This is a genomic window from Nocardiopsis metallicus (genome assembly GCF_014201115.1).
GTDB classification, from domain to species: domain Bacteria; phylum Actinomycetota; class Actinomycetes; order Streptosporangiales; family Streptosporangiaceae; genus Nocardiopsis; species Nocardiopsis metallicus.
Genome location: NZ_JACHDO010000001.1, coordinates 2,385,527 through 2,406,110, shown reverse-complemented (window position 1 = coordinate 2,406,110; position 20,584 = coordinate 2,385,527). Strand labels below are relative to the sequence as shown.

The 20,584-nt window shown below is 64.9% G+C and carries 20 protein-coding genes; 8 read left to right on the top strand and 12 right to left on the bottom strand.

Features of this window, described 5'->3' with window-relative positions; translation table 11 throughout:
- Positions 1-541: 541 nt before the first annotated feature.
- The 10 genes from HNR07_RS10265 to HNR07_RS10225 all read right to left on the bottom strand — a co-directional run bounded on the left by HNR07_RS10265 (position 542) and on the right by HNR07_RS10225 (position 7,748).
- Complete coding sequence (locus HNR07_RS10265; RefSeq protein ID WP_184364580.1) at positions 542-2,719, bottom strand: bifunctional DNA primase/polymerase; 2,178 nt, start codon at positions 2,717-2,719, stop codon at positions 542-544.
- Positions 2,720-2,921: 202 nt separating this feature from the next.
- Complete coding sequence (locus HNR07_RS10260; RefSeq protein ID WP_184364579.1) at positions 2,922-3,311, bottom strand: hypothetical protein; 390 nt, start codon at positions 3,309-3,311, stop codon at positions 2,922-2,924.
- A gap of 2 nt (positions 3,312-3,313) precedes the next feature.
- Positions 3,314-3,676: a zinc finger domain-containing protein gene (locus HNR07_RS36285; protein ID WP_425572593.1), complete on the bottom strand. Its 363-nt coding sequence runs from the start codon at positions 3,674-3,676 to the stop codon at positions 3,314-3,316.
- A 2-nt stretch (positions 3,677-3,678) separates the two neighbouring features.
- A complete protein-coding gene (locus HNR07_RS10255; RefSeq protein WP_184364577.1) occupies positions 3,679-4,206 on the bottom strand; it encodes a hypothetical protein in 528 nt (175 codons plus the stop codon).
- Complete coding sequence (locus HNR07_RS10250; protein ID WP_184364575.1) at positions 4,203-4,400, bottom strand: hypothetical protein; 198 nt, start codon at positions 4,398-4,400, stop codon at positions 4,203-4,205. The genes HNR07_RS10255 and HNR07_RS10250 overlap by 4 nt, the downstream gene beginning before the upstream one ends.
- A complete protein-coding gene (locus HNR07_RS10245) occupies positions 4,401-4,637 on the bottom strand; it encodes a hypothetical protein (RefSeq protein ID WP_184364574.1) in 237 nt (78 codons plus the stop codon). It lies immediately after the preceding gene.
- A gap of 673 nt (positions 4,638-5,310) precedes the next feature.
- Entirely contained in the window at positions 5,311-5,724 is a 414-nt protein-coding gene (locus HNR07_RS10240; RefSeq protein WP_184364573.1) for a hypothetical protein, read from the bottom strand.
- A gap of 2 nt (positions 5,725-5,726) precedes the next feature.
- Positions 5,727-6,032, bottom strand: coding sequence for a hypothetical protein (locus HNR07_RS10235; RefSeq protein WP_184364572.1), 306 nt, complete (start codon positions 6,030-6,032; stop codon positions 5,727-5,729).
- Positions 6,029-6,262 carry a hypothetical protein gene (locus HNR07_RS10230; protein ID WP_184364571.1) on the bottom strand — a complete coding sequence of 78 codons (234 nt, stop codon included), beginning with the start codon at positions 6,260-6,262 and terminating at the stop codon, positions 6,029-6,031. The genes HNR07_RS10235 and HNR07_RS10230 overlap by 4 nt, the downstream gene beginning before the upstream one ends.
- Positions 6,263-7,148: 886 nt before the next feature.
- Positions 7,149-7,748: an ISAs1 family transposase gene (locus HNR07_RS10225; protein ID WP_376769914.1), complete on the bottom strand. Its 600-nt coding sequence runs from the start codon at positions 7,746-7,748 to the stop codon at positions 7,149-7,151.
- Positions 7,749-7,819: 71 nt separating this feature from the next.
- On the opposite strand from HNR07_RS10225, the gene HNR07_RS34320 reads away from it, so the two are divergent.
- Entirely contained in the window at positions 7,820-8,236 is a 417-nt protein-coding gene (locus tag HNR07_RS34320; protein ID WP_221318652.1) for a hypothetical protein, read from the top strand.
- 23 nt (positions 8,237-8,259) lie between these two features.
- Entirely contained in the window at positions 8,260-9,270 is a 1,011-nt protein-coding gene (locus tag HNR07_RS10215) for an IS3 family transposase (RefSeq protein WP_184371167.1), read from the top strand.
- A 289-nt stretch (positions 9,271-9,559) separates the two neighbouring features.
- Here HNR07_RS10215 and HNR07_RS34860 read toward each other — a convergent pair whose 3' ends face one another.
- Together HNR07_RS34860 and HNR07_RS10205 are read right to left on the bottom strand one after the other, a co-directional pair.
- Positions 9,560-9,838 carry a transposase family protein gene (locus HNR07_RS34860; protein WP_246420232.1) on the bottom strand — a complete coding sequence of 93 codons (279 nt, stop codon included), beginning with the start codon at positions 9,836-9,838 and terminating at the stop codon, positions 9,560-9,562.
- A 170-nt stretch (positions 9,839-10,008) separates the two neighbouring features.
- Positions 10,009-10,347 carry a hypothetical protein gene (locus tag HNR07_RS10205; protein ID WP_246420230.1) on the bottom strand — a complete coding sequence of 113 codons (339 nt, stop codon included), beginning with the start codon at positions 10,345-10,347 and terminating at the stop codon, positions 10,009-10,011.
- A 99-nt stretch (positions 10,348-10,446) separates the two neighbouring features.
- Between HNR07_RS10205 and HNR07_RS10200 the strand changes: the two genes are divergently transcribed.
- The 6 genes from HNR07_RS10200 (at position 10,447) to HNR07_RS10175 (ending at position 20,583) form a co-directional block, all read left to right on the top strand.
- Positions 10,447-11,217: a helix-turn-helix domain-containing protein gene (locus HNR07_RS10200; protein WP_184364570.1), complete on the top strand. Its 771-nt coding sequence runs from the start codon at positions 10,447-10,449 to the stop codon at positions 11,215-11,217.
- Positions 11,217-11,387, top strand: a complete 171-nt coding sequence (locus tag HNR07_RS10195) for a DUF397 domain-containing protein (protein ID WP_184364569.1) — start codon at positions 11,217-11,219, stop codon at positions 11,385-11,387. The genes HNR07_RS10200 and HNR07_RS10195 overlap by 1 nt, the downstream gene beginning before the upstream one ends.
- A 239-nt stretch (positions 11,388-11,626) precedes the next feature.
- Positions 11,627-13,429 carry a hypothetical protein gene (locus HNR07_RS10190; RefSeq protein ID WP_184364568.1) on the top strand — a complete coding sequence of 601 codons (1,803 nt, stop codon included), beginning with the start codon at positions 11,627-11,629 and terminating at the stop codon, positions 13,427-13,429.
- A gap of 72 nt (positions 13,430-13,501) precedes the next feature.
- Complete coding sequence (locus tag HNR07_RS10185; RefSeq protein WP_184364567.1) at positions 13,502-14,152, top strand: alpha-ketoglutarate-dependent dioxygenase AlkB family protein; 651 nt, start codon at positions 13,502-13,504, stop codon at positions 14,150-14,152.
- Positions 14,153-14,186: 34 nt separating this feature from the next.
- The gene (locus tag HNR07_RS10180) at positions 14,187-19,997 is read left to right on the top strand and encodes a type I polyketide synthase (RefSeq protein ID WP_312893725.1); all 5,811 of its coding nucleotides are present in this window, start codon (positions 14,187-14,189) and stop codon (positions 19,995-19,997) included.
- A gap of 133 nt (positions 19,998-20,130) precedes the next feature.
- A complete protein-coding gene (locus HNR07_RS10175) occupies positions 20,131-20,583 on the top strand; it encodes an acyl-CoA thioesterase (RefSeq protein WP_184364566.1) in 453 nt (150 codons plus the stop codon).
- The last annotated feature ends 1 nt before the right edge of the window (position 20,584 follow it).

Sequence of the window (20,584 nt, the reverse complement as noted above, 5' to 3'; positions counted from 1 at the left end):
GGGCTTGCTGGTGAACAGGTTTCTAAGAAGAGTGAGCATGTCGGGTGTAACACCTGGGAATAGCTGCTTATTCCCTTCCACGGGCAATTACTTAGGGGTATAGCCACTTTACCTATTGTGACAGGGGGGCAGGGTGCGGATTCTACAGCGCACCATTTTTTGAAACCTAGTGGTGTTTTAGCAGGTCAGAGGGTTGGAATGAATCCGCGGGCTTGCTAATAGCATTTAGGGGAAGCGATCTTGCATTACCGCTGCGGCCAAAAAGTAGGTCGAAGGTAGGTTCTGAACCTGCCTCTTTTTCGCAGGTCAGATGCTGTTTTGGGGTAGGTAGGTCGGGTAGGTCGAACCTGCCTACCCCACTCAGCTTTTCATTGTGGTTCTTGTGACTTACCTTACTAAAACTAAGATATTGGGTGGAAATGATGTCACAGGGCGGGAGAGGTAGGTAGGTTCCGACCTACCTACCTACCTCCCCCTAAAACCACTGCTGACCTGCGGATATATGGTAGGTTCTGCGACCTACCTCCGACCTACCTTTTTGCTACGGCTTGTTCGGACCAGGGAAGTAAGCGCCGTCATCCTCAACGATCCAGCCTTCATCAATAGCAAGGTTGATCGCTTCCTTGAAGACTTCTACCTGCCCCTTGGACAAAGCATTCTTCAGCTTACCCGGAGTGAATCGACCGGACTTGTGGACCTTCTCGCCAATCGCTTCCGAAGCCCTCTTCAAGGTGGGTTCAGCCTGGTTACGAGCAAGCTGCAAACGACGCTCACGCTCAATCGCCTTGCGGGTAGAAACCTCTTCCCGCTCTTCTCGGGATTCGGCGTTTCGTTCAACGACGTTGTCACGCACCGCGCAAGAGGTCTGCCACATCACTTCGGACAGCTCCCAGTCTTCGTGGGTGACATTCCCCCGACCGTCCAACAAAGCGAGCAAGGCGGATAGCTTGGCTCGAATCAACGGTTCGTGCGAGTCGAGTTCCGGGGGAGCTTCGACCTCACCCGTGGAAAGCTCCCAGAACCGTTCGTATAGCATTTCCTGAAGGTCTTGCGGAAGCGACATAATCGGCTCGAAGTGGGTTCCGTCAACGGAAACGTCATCCCCGCGCAGCTTGTATCCCTTCAGCTGTCCAGGGTATTCCCGGCGTTCACGGGGAATGCTCGGGTCGGTGGCGGAAACCCAGATGAAGCGCTGGGGCAATCCGCTTTCTTCCTCGGACAGAAGCACACCCGCAGCGTCAAACTGGTATCCGACAACAAAACCCGCAGAGTAACTTCCGTCAGGAACGATCCGCGTCGTCTCAACGGTAGCGTTGGACTGTCCGATAAGGTCACCGACAAACGCGCTGCACAAAGTGGGGTTGATAGTCGTACCGCTACGCTCAACCATCTTGTTCAGGGCACGTCCTTCGTCCAGAGTGAAGAAGCAGTTGTGCCGTACCTGCTTGGTGACGCGAACCTTGACCGGGGTTCCGTCCTTCTTCTTCTCAGTGTGACTGTCCTCGTAAGTCACACCCCAGTAAGCAGCCGAGAAGCCTTCACCCGAACCAATAGGAAGACCGTCTCGGAACCCTTCGAGGTCTAGCGGAGTAGGCATGAGCTTCTTGCCAACGGAAACGCTAGACGACTTACCCGCACCGGACTGACCAACCACGGCAACGAACAAGTTCAGGGAAGCAGGCGACTTGACACCGGTCTTAATGCGGGTGTTGTGGTCAACCATCGCACTCATACGGGCAAGCGTCGTGTACAGAACAGCATCCGCACTGGATACCCGGGAATGCGCGGCATCCCGGATGTGCTTAAGCGACTTGCGAGACTCCCAGAACGAAGCAGGAAGGTTGAGCTTGTTGACGTCACAGGGATCCCCGTCAGTCAGGGGAGTGTCAGCGATCAGGTAAAGGCCGTTGAGTCCTCGGTTGAACTCTCCGGACGCGTCGCGTTCACCCTCAACCTGAGACAGGTACAGCCCTTCGAGGGTGTCCATAGCGGAACTGACACCCTGGTGACCCGACTCGCCTAGCTTCATCAGGTTGTACTGACCGGTGATCATCGACCCGTAGCGCGACGCGCCGTTGTCAGTGCGCGCGTTGTACCTGTCGAGTACCTGCGTCACTTCGTCACACGGAAGCCCCTCGGTGAGAAAGGCGTCTTCGCATCCTTCGGTGCGCTTCTCAGCGACGTTCACCCGATCCTTGCGCAGGTGTTCCAACCACGCGTCAGGAAGCTTGGGAAGGGACTCGGGTCCATTCTTCCACATAGGCTCTTCATTAACCGGGTGCCAACGGTAGGTATTCCCGGTCTTCTCGTGCTGGGAAGGCTCGACAACAACCGTCCTGTGGAACCACTGGATTAGCTCGATACCCGGTAGTTCACCGACCGACTCAAAGTCATCCGGAACCCTGAACAGGTAGATACCGCTGGGGGCTTCTCGCGACCCGCTTCGGTCAGTATCAGGAAGCGGACCTAGCTTGCGCTCAAGCCGCGCGAGGGTGTCACCCCCGACCTTTCCGTCATAGGCGTCAACATCAATACCGATGACACCCTTGGGAAGTCGCAACGCGATGTTCTCGCCCTTGCGCGGCATGTCGGGAGTGGTGTTGTCAGTGCGTCCGGTCAAACCGCTTCGAGCAGGCTTCTTGCCAGCAATCCCAATGGGCTGCCATCCGGTCGCTACGTATTCGTCGAACTGCTTGCGTGGTACACTATTAATGGACATAGCATGTATCCTTCTTGTTGAGCACCCTGGTTGGGTGTTGTGAACTTCATGCGGTTCCTCTTCCTGGTGGTGCGGGAATGTGTGCAGGGTCTTCTTGGTGGATAAGGGGGCTTCTTCCTTCGGGAGGAAGCCCCCTTGTTGTTTCCAAGGACCGTGGGGGATCCCGCTATTCAATTGTATCGTTCGCTGACCGAATGGTCAGTTATTCGTCGGGAACGACCATCACCGTCTTGGTGTCGTCGGTCCAGACCATTTCGTCAGCGGGTACGACACGCTCGGAGTTTTCGATGTCTCGCACGTGCCGTCCGTTTTCGTCCACGGTAAAAACCCGCTTGGAAACGTGCCACACCCGCACGCGGTGCGGGTCGATGCTGTCGTACCGCTTACCGGTCTCGCGCTCTTCAACGAACTTGTATTCCGGAGACCAGCGTCCGTTGTTGTTGGAACCCCGGGTGCGGGTTAGGTGCATCTTCCGGTTTCCCCGCTTGACGTCGCAGTCAATCCAGGGTCGCGCCTTACAGGTGGGACACACCCTGGACAGGTAACAGTCTTCGAAGCTGGGAAGCGGGGTGTAAATCGTCTTGGTATCCATGTTCATCCTTCGTTTTGGTTGTCGTATCGAGCCTTCAGTTCCGCACCCCGCTTGGATCGTTGCGCGTGCCATTCCACACGACCCGTACAAGGGTTGCCCGGAGCAGCCTTGCATTGTCTAGCTGGACACCTGACAGTCAGGGTGAAGCTTTCCACCAACGAACTGTCCCCAAGGGGCTCGACTATCTGAACCTTGCGTCCCTTGTTCAGGGAGGCAGTCCGCTTCTTCCGGGTGGCTTCAAGTGAGCGTTCCCAGTTGGCAGACTTCTGGACTCGCGACCTGTGGTAACTCCCGAAAGAGAAGGTCCGACACGCCTCACCCTTGGTCGCCCCGCATTCGCAGGAAACCTCAATCGGTTCGGTCATCGTCACACCTCCCTCTTGATCTCGGCCGCTACGTACCGAGCGTCGGTTTCACTCAACCCGTATTCACGGGCAATGGTGGCGCGTCCGGGCTTCCTGCCAGGAACCACCCGAAGCTCAGAAACGATCTGGTCGAGGTTGGTGGCAACCTGGGAAACGTCTCCCAGTTCCTTGGGGCGGATCATCCGGAGAACGATTCGTTCCGACATCACCAGGGTGATAACCGGAATGGAAAACGCGAACGCTCCCAACCACCCCGAAGCAATGAAGCCGACCATCCCGGTGCACACCAGAGTCAATCCCAGTCCAACCCAGAAGCCCCCAAGGGAATCCAGGTTCGGATCCATCATGTGGGTAAAGAGCCCCAGGACTAGCAAGCCGTCAATGCACAAGGCAGCGATCTTCGAGTAAACCGGGTGGGTCATCCCAAGAGCCACCAGCCACGTGGTGATGGTCGTAAAATTCACGACCAGCGCTCCCAGGCACATTAGGATGACCACCCCGATCAGGGTTCCTCGGATCCAGGGATTCACTTGCGTTCCTCCCGTAGTCGATCGTTGGCAACGTCGATCAGGTCGCGCTCTTCCACGCAGAAGAACTCATACGCATTGTCAATGTCTTCCGTGGACACGGTCAGGTCCATAAACCAAACCTCTTCACCGGTTCGGTGGGGCTTGGTGACAGGAACAGTCCAGGGATTGAACTCAACAGCGATGAAATTCGACATTCAGGCCACCCCCGCTTCGGTCAGCTTGCGAGCGAAACGGGTGCGGTCATCGGTCGCCAGGTAAGAAAAGGTATCCTCGGCAGTCTCAAGAAGCGCAAGCGTCCTAAGCCGGTTCCACTCGGAACGCGCTTCGATAGTGCGGGGGTCATCGACACCCCAACGCCGGGTGCGAATCGACAGATTGGCTACGGCAGACCGCAACGCAGCGGCCGTAGCTTCAGAGCAGTTGTAACGCATGGTGTAACTCCTGTGGGTTTTCGTTCACGTAGAACGAGTAAGGATCAAAGTGAAGCCGCTTAGTAGCGGCTAGTGATTCTCTGAGGCACCCACAGGTGGCGGAACTGAATCCGACTTCGCTCCTAAGAGCGGGAGATCCATCAAGTCTCTATGACTTGGTCTCCTAGGTACTGCTACCGGGTTACTTTCCTGGACTCTCGGGAACTGGTGTTCTTCACCCGGGGGTCTTCCTAGAAGGTGTTTGGTGACCCGGAACTCTGTGGTTCCGCGTGCTTTACCCTCTGCCTTCTATTCTAGCAAGAGGGCTCTGACGAAATACACACCGGCTTTTCGCAGGTGAAGGGGGTATCCGGGGCTGGTCAGCCGGTAAGAGAACCAGCCCCGGAAGAGTGATCCATGCGGGCTTCCCGTTCGCATGGAAGTTCTAGGGGTGGAGTCCCGGGGCACGGTCCCGTTCCGTGCCCCGGGTCATCCTGGGAATGTACGTCGGGCTTTCAAATCGACGTACGCGGCATGTGCGGGAAGGAGGAAGACCGCTGCCTTGGTTCTGTGTGGGAGCGTCTACGCAATCCTGCGGCGCTCAACCAACGGGGGTGTAAGGCTGTGAGTGTTCGTCCGAACGACTCTCAGCGTGGCTTGTAGGGGACTCCCAGGTATCCACCCGGGTAACTGACTAGCCTTCGTTGGCAGCGGCTTCTACAGCGCGACGCTGCTTCTCTTCAGCTACTCGCTGGTCGAAGTCAGCGGGTCGCGTCGCAAGAGCACGAAGCTTGTCGCGTAGCGAGTCAGCAGCAATCGAGTCACGGTCACGGGCTTCAATGTCCCGTACGGCTTCGTCGACACGCTCCCGGTCAGCCTTCGCGTGCTCAGCGGCACGAGCCGCCTGGATCTCCCGGGTTGCAATCTCCCGTGCCTGGTGAACGGTCATCCCGTGGTTAACCTCTGCAAGCTCGCGAGAACGCTCCCTAATGGCCGCTTCGACCTTTGCCTTGCCCTCTGCGTGGCTCTTCTGCACCTGGGCGTCTGCGTCGCGCTGAGCGTCGTACGTTCCCCTTAGGGCTTCTAGAAGCTTGTCCTTCGTACTCATGGTTAGTCCTTCGTGTTGTTGGGGGCTTGCTTGTTCAGTGCTGCCATCGCGGTTGCTTCGTAGTCGTCTACGCGCTTGTTTGCAATGCGTCGGGCTTCCTCGAAGGTCTTGCCTTGCGACATCAGCAGCTCGACGTGTTCGGAGATTGCGTTACGCATCGCGGTTACCTGTGCGACCAGCGCTTGCACGCGCACGCGGTGCTCTAGAACAGCGTTGCGTCCGCGTGCGATCTCAAGAATCCGGTCACGTGCCGACAGCGGTTCGTCTTCGGTCTGGGGTGACACCCAAGCCTCTACGTTCTGAGTCATGACACGACCTCAGTCTCGTGCCCTCCGGGCACGAGCCCAGTGATCCCGGGGTGTTGCTTCTCCAGAGCGACCAGAGCGCGACCCTGATCGATCCAGGCGTACGCGGTGCTCTGCGCTACCTCGAACGTCCGAGCGATCACGTCAACGTGAACGCCTTCGCTGTAGAGGGTGTACGCCTCGACAGCGCGTTGCCTCAGCCGTGGTGACCGGGGAACCTTCGTGTCCTTCATGGTGTCTCCCTTCTGAGAGTGTTTCGCTATACCACTATTGTACCACGAAGTCAATTCTCGTTATGGAATCGTTATCTAAGACTTGGAACGGGACCCTGTCGACACCAGCGGGTACGGGGTGACGCACTGGAAGACGTGTCCAGGAAGCGGAGCGCAGGAAGCAGGAAGGTGCAGGGACGCTCAACCCCCGGTGCTCCCACGTAAGAGGAAAACGGGTCCTTCCCAAGAAGTACCCAGTTCTCCATGTGCTAGGGGTGTTCCAGGTTCCTGCACCTTCCTGCTTCCTGCGTGTTGGTGGTTGTTGGGGCACGGACCCCCGCTCGTCCCACACAAGGGGAAAACACGTCCCCCTCAAGGAACACCCCCGGCCTTATGTGAAGGTGGCTGAGGGTCCAACACCACCAACACCCCGGGGTGTGAGTGTGAGTCGTTCCGGGCCGCTCTCCCCCGTAAGAGGAAAACGGGTACTCCCCAAAGGAATACCTGTCTGGCTTATGTGAAGAAGGTTCTGAGACTCGTTGAGACTCACACGAAACAGTGTTTCCCCAGGTAGCGGACGCGCTCCCTTGTGAGGTGACATGCGTTGCCTTAATGCGGCTTGGAGTGGCACGAGGTGACACCAGTTGCGTTAATTGCGTACGGTACACGCAGTTAGTTTTCCCACGTCAACCAATGTTCAGGTTTGAGTGGGACTGCTGTTGGATGCGGCCGAAACGTCCCGAACCCGTTCCTTCCCTGGTCAGCGTGATGATTCACCACCAGGACGAAGCTCCGCGGGTGTTCGTGTAGCTACTTAGAGTGATGCTCATAGGCATGAAGAGAGACCAGCAACCCCCCGGTGTGCCAGGGCTGTTGCAAAGTCGGGTGAGGGATTCGTTGCCCCTGTTCAGGGGATCTGGAGTAGCTCTAGAGGGCGAGTGAAGGTCTCGTAGGACACCCAACGGATCGCTTCGGGGATGCTGGTCATCCCCAGCTCCGTCAGCAGCGGAATCGTCAGGTTGCGCAGCATCGCCATGTTCTGTGGGCCGTTCCCGCACCGCACCCTGGAGGCGTCCTCGCCAAAGCTCACGTCCCGCACATGATGCAGCGCCTCGATCCGCCAATGACCCCGCACCAGGCCCGCCAACCGGGCAGCACCGGCCTGCTCTGCGGACAAACTCGTGATCACATAGGCGTAGGTGCGCCGCACCCGGCCAGTGGCCACCTCCTTGACCCACCGGTGCACCCGCACCACCTGGCAGGCGTAGGGAAAAGCGATCCGGGGAGCGGTGAGCACCTTGACCGTGCGCCTCTCCTGGCGCCCGTGCCCACGCGAGGCTTCGGTGAACAGGGCGGGCGCTTGCCTCCACGGAAGTGCTTTGACCTGGTTGAACAAGGTTGGCTGGTTGCGTTTGACGGTGAGTAGGTAGTGGGCCTTGCGTTCCTTGACCAGGTGCTGGGCGGTATCGGTCTGGGTGTGCAGCGCATCCCTCTGTGTCAGGCTCAAGTGGGACACCAAGGGATAACCTTCACTAACTGGCACAAGCAGGGCGAGAACAGGCAACCACCACCGTGACGATGACCAACCACGACCTCCACACCAACGATGAAGGGCCTCGAGCCACCCGGCCCAAGCGCCGGACCTTCACCCACGCCTACAAGCTGCGGGTCCTGGAGGAATACGACACCGCACCCGCCGGCGAGAAAGGCGCCCTGCTGCGCAGGGAAGGACTCTACGACTCCAGCATCCAGCTCTGGCGCAAACAGAGAGATGGCGGCGAACTGAGCACCTCACCGGCCGGGGCGACTTCCAGAAAGAAGACACCTGAACAGGTCGAACTGGAACAGCTGCGCCGGGAGAAAGCCAAACTTGAGCGTGACAACGCCCGGATGTCCAAGAAGCTGACCCAGACCGAGGCAGCCATGGAAATCCTGGGAAAAGCACACGCGCTCTTGGAGATCGTGTCCGAGAGCGCGGACTCGGAGAACTCGTAACCGAGGTTCGCGAGAACACACGAATCCAACTCGAACCGCATACCGGCGTCAAAGAGTCCTGTCGCCTGTCGGGCATCAACCGCTCGACCCACTACCGCAACCGGGACCGAAACCCCTCCGCCCCGACCGAACCCGCCAGGACGCCTCCCCCGAACCGGCTGGAGAGCGAAGAACGCGAACACATCATCGCAGTCCTCAACAGCACGAGGTTTCGGGACAAAGCTCCCCGGCAGGTGTGGGCGGCCCTGCTGGACGAGGGCACCTACCTGTGCTCGGTGGCCACGATGTACCGGCTGCTGCGCGAACGCGGCCAGAGCCGGGAGCGGCGGGCCCAGGCCACCCACCCGCCCAAGACCAAACCCGAGCTGGTGGCCCACGCCCCGAACCAGGTGTGGAGCTATGACATAACGAAACTGCGTGGACCCGGCCCGGGCAGGTTCTTCGATCTGTACGTCATGATCGACATCTACTCCCGGTGCGTGGTGCACTGGGAAATCCACACCAGAGAATCAGGCGAGATCGCCGAAGGGTTCATCGCCAACTCCATCGCGGCCAACGGCCAGATCGCCGCCGAAGTGATCCATTCCGACCGCGGTACCGCGATGACATCGCAGCCCGTTTCCGAGCTGCTGTCCATGCTCGGCATCACCAAATCGCACTCCAGGCCGAAGACGAGCAACGACAACCCCTACAGCGAAGCGCATTTCAAGACGCTGAAGTACTGCCCGGCGTTTCCTGACCGGTTCGGGTCCATTCAGGGAGCCCGGCGGTTCTGCCGCAGATTCTTCCAGTACTACAACCACGAGCACTACCACTCCGGGATCGGGCTGCACACTCCTTTCACGGTGCATATCGGCACCGCGCACGCGATTCAGGACAAGCGAGCGCAAGCCATTGAGGCCTTTCGCGCGGCCAATCCGCAGCGGTTCACCCGCAGGCCTGTGCTTCCTGCTCTTCCCGAGGCCGCGTGGATCAACGAGCCGGACATCGTGCCTACCGCACAGCACAGCGCTGACCTGCGTGAAGCGGCCTGACGATCACCTGCCCCTGTCCGATTCGACTTGACACACTCCGCATCAGCGGAGATCACAGTGCCTTCGATGTCCATCCCGGCCAGGACGTCCTGGAGAGCGGGGATCTCGCTGGTCTTGTCCGCCACCCGGATCTGAGCGGCCACCTGTCCGGTGGGGGTCATCGCGGCCAGTAGGTGCACGGCCTGGGAGCGGCGGGTGCGCGAGCCTCGCACGCTTTTGCCGTCGATGATGAGCACGGCCAGGTCGGCGGCGGTGCTCATGCGGTTCAGCGCGGCGGGGTCCAGGCTGGTCAGCACCCTGCGGATCGTGGCCGCAGAGGGGGCGGTGCGCACTCCGAGTTCGGGGCGGGTGATGCGGGCTCCCAAGCGGGCCAGGGTGTGTTGGGGTGCGTTATGCGCCCACTGGCCGATCCCGCGGTCAGGGAGCGGGCTCCGCAGAGCACGGCGCACAGGCAGATCAAGATGATGCAGCCCAGGCGGTGGCGGCGGCCCCGCCGATCGCGAGGATCGGCTTCTTCTCCGGTGGGCGCGGACAGGGCGGGAGAGGGCGTGGCAGACTGGGGGCGCAACGGAGTCCTTGTGAGGCCAGGGGTGTGAGAGTTCCTGACCTTCTACCAGGGCTCCGTTGTTGTGTGTGGGGTCTTCTACTGGATCGCTGCAGGCTTGTGATCAGTGATAACGCTACTCATCCCCGACTTTGCAACAGCCCTGCCGGTGTGCTGGTCTCTCGGTTCCTGCGTCACTTCCTGCGTGGCAGTGGCGGAGTGAACCCCGCAAACTCGTTGCAGACCTCCCGCACGAGTTGGGCGACGTGGTCGCGCGGGACGTACCGCCACGTCCGACCGTCCCGGGACTGGTAACCCCAGTGGGTTTCGTCTTTGAGCCCCAGTGAGACGTACCCCAGGTACGGGGGTCCGATCAACGCACGGTCAACGTCCGCACCGTACGTCCACGGGAACCGCCTCCACTCGACAGTGAACGCCAACCCCCGCAGGGTCATGAATGCGTCTTTGGCTTCGGTCATCGGGTCGGTTTCGGTGGTTTCGGTCTGCGTCTGAATCTGTCCACGTGCGTCCATAGACCTAGCGTCAGACCACCGCGCGTTGTTTCACAGAAACTGACTTCTAACCCCGGTGGATCTAGTTCTGAGTAGGACAACCTGCGTAGCGTCTGGGACATGACGGAACAAGAATTCGGTCCATACCTCGCACGGGAACGCAAACGTGCTGGTTACACACTTCGTCGACTCGCGAAGGAAGCCGGGACTTCTGCGTCAACCCTGTCCCGCTGGGAGAACAACCACGCTGTCCCGGTGCGGGATGACGCGTTGAAGCTAGACGGGGCACTCGGGTTGAAGGGGACGTTGTTTCGCAAGTGGGAGACGTACACGTCTCCTTCCGCGTTGCTCCCGTGGATGCTTGATGCGGGCAAGCTGGAAGAAGCAGCGACGTCGGTGACGTACGTTTCCCCGGTGTTGGTCCCTGGTCTCCTGCAATCCCCCGGGTACGCGGAAATGATCTTCGCTGAGGGTCAACCGTTGTGGTCTCCGTCAGAGGTCGCGCGGGTAGTCGCTCTGCGGTCGAAGCGGTACGAATACCTGCGTGAGCGCAACAACCCGAAGATCACTGCGGTGTTCCCCGCTGTAGCGCTGTCGATGGTTCCGGACGCGGTTCGTCGTGAACAGGTTGAGCGGCTGGTGTCGTTGATGGATGACGGGGTTCGGGTGCACGTGATCCCACTCCCGGGTGTCCCGATGGGCGTGACGTCTCCACTGCTGCTTGTGAGGCTGGAAGACGGGACACGGGCGGCTTCCTCGGACCACCAGAACGGTAACGTGGTCTTCGACGCAAGCAGCGGTTTGGAGCGGCTGTTTGAGATTGAGCGCCGCGTGCTGTCTGACGCTCTCCCCTTGGAACAGTCTCGGCAGTTGTTGAAGGAGATGATCTAGTGACGGACGGTTGGCACAAGTCCAGCTACAGCAACACGGGTTCTCAGTGTGTTGAGGTGCGGGAGACCCCAGCGGGAGCGGACGTGCGAGACACGGTCAACCGGGACGCGGGTCACCTGTCCTTCCCCGCTACCGAGTGGCGCGCGCTGCTAGCCGCTGAGACGCGCTAGACCCACTGACACGAGACTCCCCTATGTAGTGCGTAGGGGAGTCTCTTCATGTCTGGTGGGTGTGACCTGTGTCACATCCGGCTAGACGCGAAGCTTCAAACGGTTATGATCTGCGTGTAATCACAACTGGACAGGGGTTCCGAGCAGCGGATACCGCTACGGACGGTCAGCGCACCCCGTCAACCTGGGTGTTTGCGTGTCACCGGGAAGCATCCGAATGCACTAACTTGGTCCAAATCATGGCGGCCAAATCTGACCTCGAACTCCTGCGTGCCCACGAACCGGTGCTCATGTGCACCAAGGGGGAGCTCTTCTTCCCCACCGACGTGGACGCCTACGTACGCAACTGCAGCCTCTGGATCGAGGAACCCGGCGGACGCGAGAGCGTCATCGTCCCCGCCGGTGAACTCACCCTCGACCGGCTCTCCCAGGCCGAGGAGGAGTGGCCCGGGCGCCACAAGCACCTGCGTTTCGTGCAGGAGGAGACCCTTCGCGAGGAGGCCCGCCGCTTCAGGGGCATCGCCCGCTCGGTCATCCCCAAGAGCGGTCGCCTGGCCGCCGTGGGCGTGCTCGGCCGCGTCCTGGACATCCTCATGAAGCTCTCGCTGCTCATCCGCGGCGCGGTCCCCGGCGGCGTCACCTTCGCCGCGGTCACCCGCTACCGCGAGCGCGTGGACAACGGCGGCGCCACCTACTACGGGCGCGTCACCCGCGAGGGCGGCTACATCGTCCTGCAGTACTGGTTCTTCTACGCGATGAACGACTGGCGCACCATCTACGGCGGGGTCAACGACCACGAGGCCGACTGGGAACGCGTCACCGTCTACGTGGTGGAGAACCCCGACGGCACCACCCGCCCGGTGTGGGTCGGCGCCTCCTCGCACGAGTACCACGGCGACGACCTGCGCCGCTCCTGGGCGGATCCCGACCTGCACCGTGACGGCGTCCACCCGAAGATCTACGTCGGCGCGGGCTCGCACTCGCACCAGATGCTCCCCGGCGACTACCTCATCCAGGTCGACCCCGCGGTCCTGCGCGGCCTGGTCCGCGGCTGGCGCCGACTCACCGGACGCCTGTTCCGCGCGGACAGCGCCATCAACCGGCACGGCATCGGAGTGCCCTTCGTCGACTACGCGCGCGGTGACGGCGAACGCCTGGGCCCCGGCGGCGACCGCGAGTGGAACGCCGTCCTCATCGACGACGACACCCCCTGGGTGCGCGGCTTCCGCGGCCTGTGGGGCCGCGACACCCGCGACTTCTTCGACGGCGAGCGCGCGCCCAGCGGCCCCCGCTACGAACGCGACGGCACCATCCGCCGCTCCTGGGCCGACCCGCTGGCCTGGGTCGGCCTGCAGAAGGTGGCACCCAGCGAGAGCGCCGCCCGCGCCGAACTGCGCTCCCACGTAAGCGGCCTCCAGACGCGCCTGCGCGACATCGACAGCGACATCGTCAGCCGCCGCGACCACCTCCGCCGGCTCGACTCGGCCCGCATGGTCCTGGACCGCGAGGCCGCCTCCCGGCCGCGCGCCCGCGAGTACTCCCAGCGGATCGAGAAACTGGAGAAGGAACTCGCGGGGGTCTACGAGAAGCGGGTCCTGCTCGCCGACGAACGCGACACCCTGCTGCGTTTCCTGGAGAGTGACACGCCGCTGGTGCCCTCCCCGACCGGGCACCTCAAGGCCCCGCACATGCCCTACGCCTCGGGCGAGCAACGCGCCAACCGCTTCCTGCACCTGTGGGTCGCCCTGAGCACCCCGCTGCTGCTGATCTCGCTGGCGCTGACCCTGTTCCTGCTCGACGGGCAGATGACCCTGTGGGCCATGCTCGGGGTGGTGCTGGCCTTCGCCGCGATCGACTCCGTGGCCCGCCGCAAGTTCGTCCAGTACGTCACCGGGATCGCGATCGCCGCGGTGATCATCGGTCTGCTCGTGGGGGTGGTGGCCGCCTTCATCGCGGACTGGCGCATCGCCATCACCGTCCCCATCGTGCTCATCGTGGTCGTGCTCCTGGTGGTCAACATCCGCGACCTCATGCGCCGCTGATTCTCGCGGAGCCGAACCGAACCCACCCCTGCCCCGCGCGGAAGTGTCACCCGCGCGGGGCAGTATGGGCTTATGGACGACGAAGCGCTGTTCGGCTCACCGCCCGTCACCGTCGCCCCGGGCGCCGTCCACCTGCCCGGCTGGCTGAGCGCCGAGACCCAGGCCGACCTGGTCGGGCGCTGCCGTCAATGGGCCCGGGGCCCCGCCGGGACCCGCCGCCACCCCATGCCGCGCGGCGGCGTCATGAGCGTCTCGATGACCTCACTGGGCTGGCACTGGCGCCCCTACTCCTACGCGCGCGCCCTGCCCGACGGGACCCCGGTCCAACCCTTCCCCGAACTGCTCGGTGCCCTGGCCGCGCGCGCCGTCGAGGCCGCCTACGGCACCCCGCACGAGGGCGACCCCTACGACGTGGCCCTGGTCAACTTCTACGACGCCGACGCCCGTATGGGCATGCACCAGGACCGCGACGAGCTCTCCCGCGCCCCGGTGGTCTCGCTCAGCCTCGGCGACAGCTGTGTCTTCAGGTTCGGCAACACCGAGACCCGCACCCGCCCCTACACCGACGTCGAACTCCGCAGCGGCGACCTGTTCGTCTTCGGCGGCCCCTCCCGCATGGCCTACCACGGGGTGCCCCGCACCCGCCCGGGCACCGCCGACCCCGCCCTGGGCCTGAACGGCCGCCTCAACATCACCATCCGCGCCTCCGGTCTGCCCGGCTGATTCATTCCTGTTTCGCGGAAATGATGACGCTGTTATGGAATATGCGAATCCTTTGACGGCACGATGGAAGAAGACATTCAGTCATTCGTCGCGCATGATTGGTCTAGGTATTCTGGATTATTATATTTCTCTTGGTGGTGCGGGGTTGGTTATGAAGAGTACTCGGATCGCGGTTGTGGGGATCGGTCTGGCCTATCCTGATGCGGATTCCCCCAGTGACCTCTGGGAGAACGTCCTCGCTGGCAGGAGGGCCTTTCGTAGAATTCCGAACGAGCGTATGAATCTCTCTGACTACTGGTCAGAGGATCCCTCCGCTGAGGACAGATTCTACTCGAAAAAGGCCGCCGTGCTCCGCGGGTTCACTTTTGACAGGGTGAGGTACCGGGTTTCCGGGAGTTCTTTCCGCTCCACGGACATGACGCACTGGTTGGCGTTGGAGACGATGTCCCGGGCCTTGCTGGACGCCGGTTTTCCGGAGGGTGACGGACTGCCACGGCGTTCCACCGGTGTGGTGATCGGTAACAGCCTCACCGGTGAATTCTCCCGGGCGAACACGCTGCGGCTGCGCTGGCCCTACGTCCGCCGGACGGTCGCTTCGGCCCTGCTCGACCACGGCTGGGACGAGGACCAGGCCGAGGGGTTCCTGGCCGACCTGGAAGCCTCCTACAAGGCCCCCTTCCCCCGCATCGACGAGGACACGCTCGCGGGCGGCCTCTCCAACACCATCGCGGGCCGGGTGTGCAACCACTTCGACCTCGGAGGCGGCGGCTACACGGTGGACGGCGCCTGTTCCTCCTCCTTGCTGTCCGTGGCCACCGCGGCCACCGCCCTGGCCGAGGGGGACCTGGACGCCGCCCTGGCCGGCGGGGTGGACCTGTCCATCGACCCCTTCGAGGTGATCGGCTTCGCGAAGACAGGGGCGCTGGCCACCGGCGAGATGAAGGTCTACGACAAGGACTCCAACGGTTTCTGGCCGGGAGAGGGGGCGGGCGCCCTGGTCCTCATGCGGGAGGAGGACGCGATCGCACAGGGCAGGCGCATTCATGCCCTGATCGCCGGCTGGGCCGTTTCATCCGACGGCCGGGGCGGCATCACCCGGCCGGAGGAGAGCGGACACCGGCTCGCCCTGGAAAGGGCGTACGCCCGAGCCGGGTACGGAATCGAGACCATCGGTTACTTCGAGGGGCACGGCACCGGCACGGCACTGGGCGACGCCACCGAACTGGCGGCGCTTTCCGGGGCCCGGGCCGCGGCCGACCCCTCCGCTCCACCGGCGGCGCTGGGCTCGGTCAAGGCCAACTTCGGCCACACGAAGGCGGCGGCTGGAGTCGCCGGTCTGATCAAGGCGATCCTCGCGGTGCGCAACGGGGTGATCCCGCCCGCCACCGGCCACCACGACCCGCACCCCTTGCTGGAGGAGGAGACGGCTGCCCTGCGGGTGCCGACCGAGCCCCTCGCCTGGTCGGACGGGTACCCCGTGCGGGCCGGCGTCTCAGCCATGGGCTTTGGCGGCATCAACACCCACATCACCCTGGAGGCCGCGGCCGGGAACCGGGGCGCCGGACTGACGGACCGGACCCGCTCCCTGGCCGCTGGCCGACAGGACGCCGAACTCCTGGTGATCGACGGCACGGACCTCGCTGAGGTCCGGCGAGGGCTGGAAGAGCTGGCCGAGCTGCTGCCCCGCCTCTCCTACGCCGAGCTCACCGACCTCGCGGCCTCCCTCGCGGAGCGGGCCGGTGACCGCCCGGCGCGCGCGGCCGTGGTCGCCTCCTCTCCGGAAGCCGCGGAACGGGCCGTGCGCGTCCTGCTGTCCCGGATGGACGACGGACAGACGGAGGTGATGGCTCCGGAACTCGGTGCCTACCTCGCCCACCGCACCACCGCACCCAGCATCCGGTACCTCTTTCCCGGACAGGGAGCCGGGACCGGCCGCACCGGGGCCCTGCGCCGCCGGTTCGACGCGGCCGACCGCGTCCTGCGCTCGGCTGGTCTGCCCGAGGGCGGGGACCAGGTCGCGACCGAGGTCGCCCAACCCCGTATCGTGGCCGGTTCCCTCGCGGCCATGGCCGTGCTGAATGATCTCGGTGTACGGGCCGACGGGGCGGCCGGGCACAGCTTGGGCGAACTGACCGCCCTGCACTGGGCCGGTGCCGTCGACCAACGGGAAATCCTGGACCTGGCCGCCGCCCGGGGCCGGGCGATGGCGCGGACCGGACGGGCGGACGGCGCCATGGCCGGGCTGGAGACCGGACCCGCCGCGGCCGAGGCCCTGGTCGAGGGCGAGGCCGAGGTGGTCGTGGCCGGGTACAACGGCCCGGAGCAGACGGTGGTCTCCGGTCCCGCCGACGCGGTCGAGCGCGTGTGCGCGCTGGCACGCGCCCAGGGAATCACCGCGACCCGGGTCAGGGTCTCCCACGCCTTCCACTCACCGCTGGTGGCTGCCTCGGCGGAGGTGCTGGACCGCAGGCTCGCCGAGACCGGGTTCGGACCTCTGGCCCCGGGGCTGGTTTCCACGGTCACCGGGAAGGAGCTCGCACCTGACACCGATCCGCGCGCGCTCCTGCGTGACCAGGTCGTCCTCCCGGTACGTTTCCACGAGGCGGTGGTCCGCTTGGCGCGGGACGCCGACCTGATGATCGAGGTCGGCCCGGGGCGGGTGCTCTCGGGCCTGGCGGCCGCGGCCGTCCCGGATGTTCCGATCGCCGCTGTGGACTCCGATTCCCCCTCCCTGGTCCCCTTCCTGCGGGCGGTGGCCGCCGCCTACTCCCTGGGTGCGGCCGTGGACCTGCGAGGACTCTTCGCCGGTCGCCTGTTCAGGGAGCTCCCCGAGGAGTTCGCCTTCCTCGCCAGCCCCTGTGAGAGCGCGCCCGGCCTCGACGTGGGGCGCACCGAGACCGTGCCAGACGGGCACGGAGACGTTTCCGGCCGGGGAGCGCAGGACACACAGGGGGACGGAGCGGCGGACACCCTGGAACTCCTGCGCACGCTTGCCGCCGAGCGCGTGGAGCTTCCGGTCTCCATGGTGGGCGCGGACACCAGACCGCTGGACGACCTGCACCTGAGCTCCATCACGGTCGGCCAGGTGGTCAACGAGGTCACCCGCCGTCTGGGTCTGCCACCGCTCGAAGCGACGTCCGGATACGCCACCTCCACCCTGGGCGAACTGGCCGGAGTGATCGACGGGCTGGCGGACACCGCCGACGGGGGTGCGGCCGCGGGCGAGGCCGCGGGCGCCGCCCCCTGGGTCCGCGCCTTCGAGGTCGCCCACGCGGCCGCACCTGTGCCGCCGCGCTCCGGCTCCGAGGAGGGGGCCGCCTCCGACGGCGGGTGGAGCGTGTACGCCTCCCCGGGCCACCCGCTGGCCGAACCCCTGCGCCGGTCCCTCTCCGGGCTGGGCGAGGGAGTCCTGCTCTGCCTGCCGGACGGCGGGGGACCGGAACTGGTCGGCACCCTGCTCGACGCGGCACGGTCCGGGCTGGCCTCCGGAGCCGGGACCCGGTTCGTGGTGGTCCAGGGCGGCTACGGTGCCTCCGGGGTGGCGCGGACGCTGCACCTGGAGGTTCCCGGGACGCTCACCACGGTGGTCACGCTGGCCGACCCCGAGCCCGTCTCGGCGGACGACCTTCGGGAGGCGGTCCACCGGGTGACCGCCGAAGTCGCCGCCACCACGGGGTTCACCCAGGTCCACTACGACGCGGACGGGCACCGCACCGTGCCGCTCCTGCGCGCCGTCCCCCTGGCGGCCGAACCGGCGCGGGACGCGCCCCTGGGCCCGGACGACGTCGTACTGGTCACCGGCGGGGGCAAGGGCATCACCGCCGAGTGCGCCCTGTCACTGGCCACCGAGTACGGGTCGGCACTGGCCCTGCTGGGTCGCGCCGCCCCGGAGGAGGACACCGAGCTCGCCGCCAACCTGGAGCGCGTGTCGGCGGCCGGGGCCCGGTTCGTCTACCTCCGGGCGGACGTGACCCGCCCGGAGGAGGTCCGTGGCGCCGTGCGCGCGGCCGAGGAGGAACTGGGACCGGTCACCGCCGTACTCCACGGCGCGGGGCGCAACGAACCGACCGCCTTGGCAAGCCTGACCGAACCGCTCTTCCGGCGCACGCTCGCTCCCAAGACCGACGGTCTGACGGCCGTGCTCGACGCCCTCGACCCGGACCGGCTCCGGCTGCTGGTCACCTTCGGCAGCATCATCGGGCGCGCGGGCCTGCGGGGCGAGGCCCATTACTCCACGGCCAACGACTGGCTCACCGAGATGACGGTCGAGTACGGCGCCAAGCACCCGCACACCCGCGTCCTCGCCCTGGAGTGGTCGGTCTGGTCGGGCGCGGGCATGGGGGAGCGGCTGGGCGTGGTCGAGGCGCTGATGCGCGACGGCATCACACCGGTCTCCGCCGAGGAGGGTATCGCGATCTTCCACCGTGTCCTCGCCGACCGCTCCGTCGGGCCGGTGCTGGTCGTCAGCGGCCGCACGGGCGGGCTGCCCACCCTCGCCACCGAGGAGCGCGAACTTCCGCTGGGCCGGTTCGTGGAACGCGTCCTGGTCCACTACCCCGGAGTCGAGCTGGTCACCGAAGCCGTCCTGTCCGCCACCGACGACCCCTACTTGGACGACCACCTGCTCGACGGTGACCTGCTCTTCCCCGCGGTTATCGGAATGGAGGCGATGGCGCAGGCTGCGACTGCGGTCAGCGGCCACACGGGTCCCCCCGTAATGGAGGGTGCGCGATTCCTGCGGCCCGTCGCCGTCCGCCCGGGTGAGACGACCACCGTGCGGGTGGCCGCACTGGTGCGCGACGCGGAGTCGGTGGAGGTCGTCGTCCGCAGTGAGGAGACCGGGTACGACGCCGACCACTTCCGGGCCGTCCTGCGCTGGCCGCGGACGGACCTGGAACGGGGGTACGAGTCGGCCGACGAGCCCTCACCGCCCCTGCCCCGGGTGGCGGTCGATCCGTCTGAGCTGTACGGGGACGTGCTCTTCCAGGGCAAGAGGTTCCAGCGCCTGCTCTCTTACCGCAGGGCCAGCGCGCGCCACGTGGCCGCCGAGCTGTCCACGGCCTCGCCCGGGCACTGGTTCGGGACGTTCCTCCCCCAGGAACGGGTCCTGGCGGACCCGGGTGTGCGGGACGCCGCCATGCACGTCCTCCAGGCCTGCGTCCCCGACGGGACACTCCTGCCCGAAGGGGTGGAGCGGATCGTCCTGGCCAGCCCCCAGGACCAGGAAGAGGCCGAATGCGTTCTCCTGGACGCCTGTGAGCGTTTCCAGGAGGGGGACTCCTATGTCTACGACGTCGACGTGCGCGCCCCGTCCGGCGAGCTGCTCGAACGCTGGGAGGGCCTGAGGCTGCGCGCGGTCCGCAGGAGCGGCGGAGCGGGCCCCTGGGCGCCCGCGCTGCTCGGTTCGCACCTGGAACGGGAGCTCGAGCGGGTGCTCGGCGGTTCCCGTGCGGTCGTGGTCGACCCCGACCCCGCTTCCGGAGCCGGCGGCGGAATCGAGGAGCGCCGGGCCAGGACCGAACTGGCGGTGGGGCGGGCGCTGAACCGCCCCGTCCGGGTCCGTTACCGGCCGGACGGTCGTCCCGAGGTCGAGGGAGCCGTGATCTCCGCCTCGCACGGCGCCGGGGTGACGCTGGCGCTCGCCGGCGGGGGCGCCTGGCCTGTGACGTGGAGACCGTGCGGGAACGCTCCGACGAGGACTGGGCCGGGCTGCTCGGCGGCGGCCTCATGGCGTTGCGTGACCTGGTCGCCGAGCGGGCCGCGGAGTCCCCTCACGTCGCCGCCGCCCGGTTGTGGGGCGCGCTGGAGTGCCTGCGCAAGGCGGGCGGCACCGGACGCTCCCTGACGCTCGATGAGGTCGGCGGGCACGGATGGGTGGTCCTCTCGTCCGGAGACGCCCGGATCGCCACGTGGAGTACCACCCTGAACGGGAACCCCGACCCGGCGATGTTCGCCGTCCTGACCGGAGAGGAGCGCTGATGTCCGACTACTACGAGGTCCGCCACACAGTCGGTTTCGAGGAGACCAACCTGGTGGGCAACGTCTACTACGTCAACTACCTGCGCTGGCAGGGCCGCTGCCGGGAGATGTTCCTCAAGGAGCACGCCCCGGGGGTGCTGGCGGACGTGCGCGGCGACCTGAAGCTCTTCACGCTCCGGGTCGACTGCCAGTACTTCGCCGAGATCACGGCCTTCGACGAGCTCTCGATCCGGATGCGTCTGGAGGAGCTCACCCAGACCCAGGTCCAGTTCACCTTCGACTACTTCCTGTTGGAGGAGGAGGGCGAGACGCTGGTGGCCCGCGGGAGGCAGCGGATCGCGTGTATGCGCGGCCCGAACACCGAGACGGTTCCCACCCGGGTGCCCGAGGAGCTCCGCGAGGCCCTCGCTCCCTACCGGACCGAGGCCGCCGCCCGAGGGGCGGTGGGCTGAC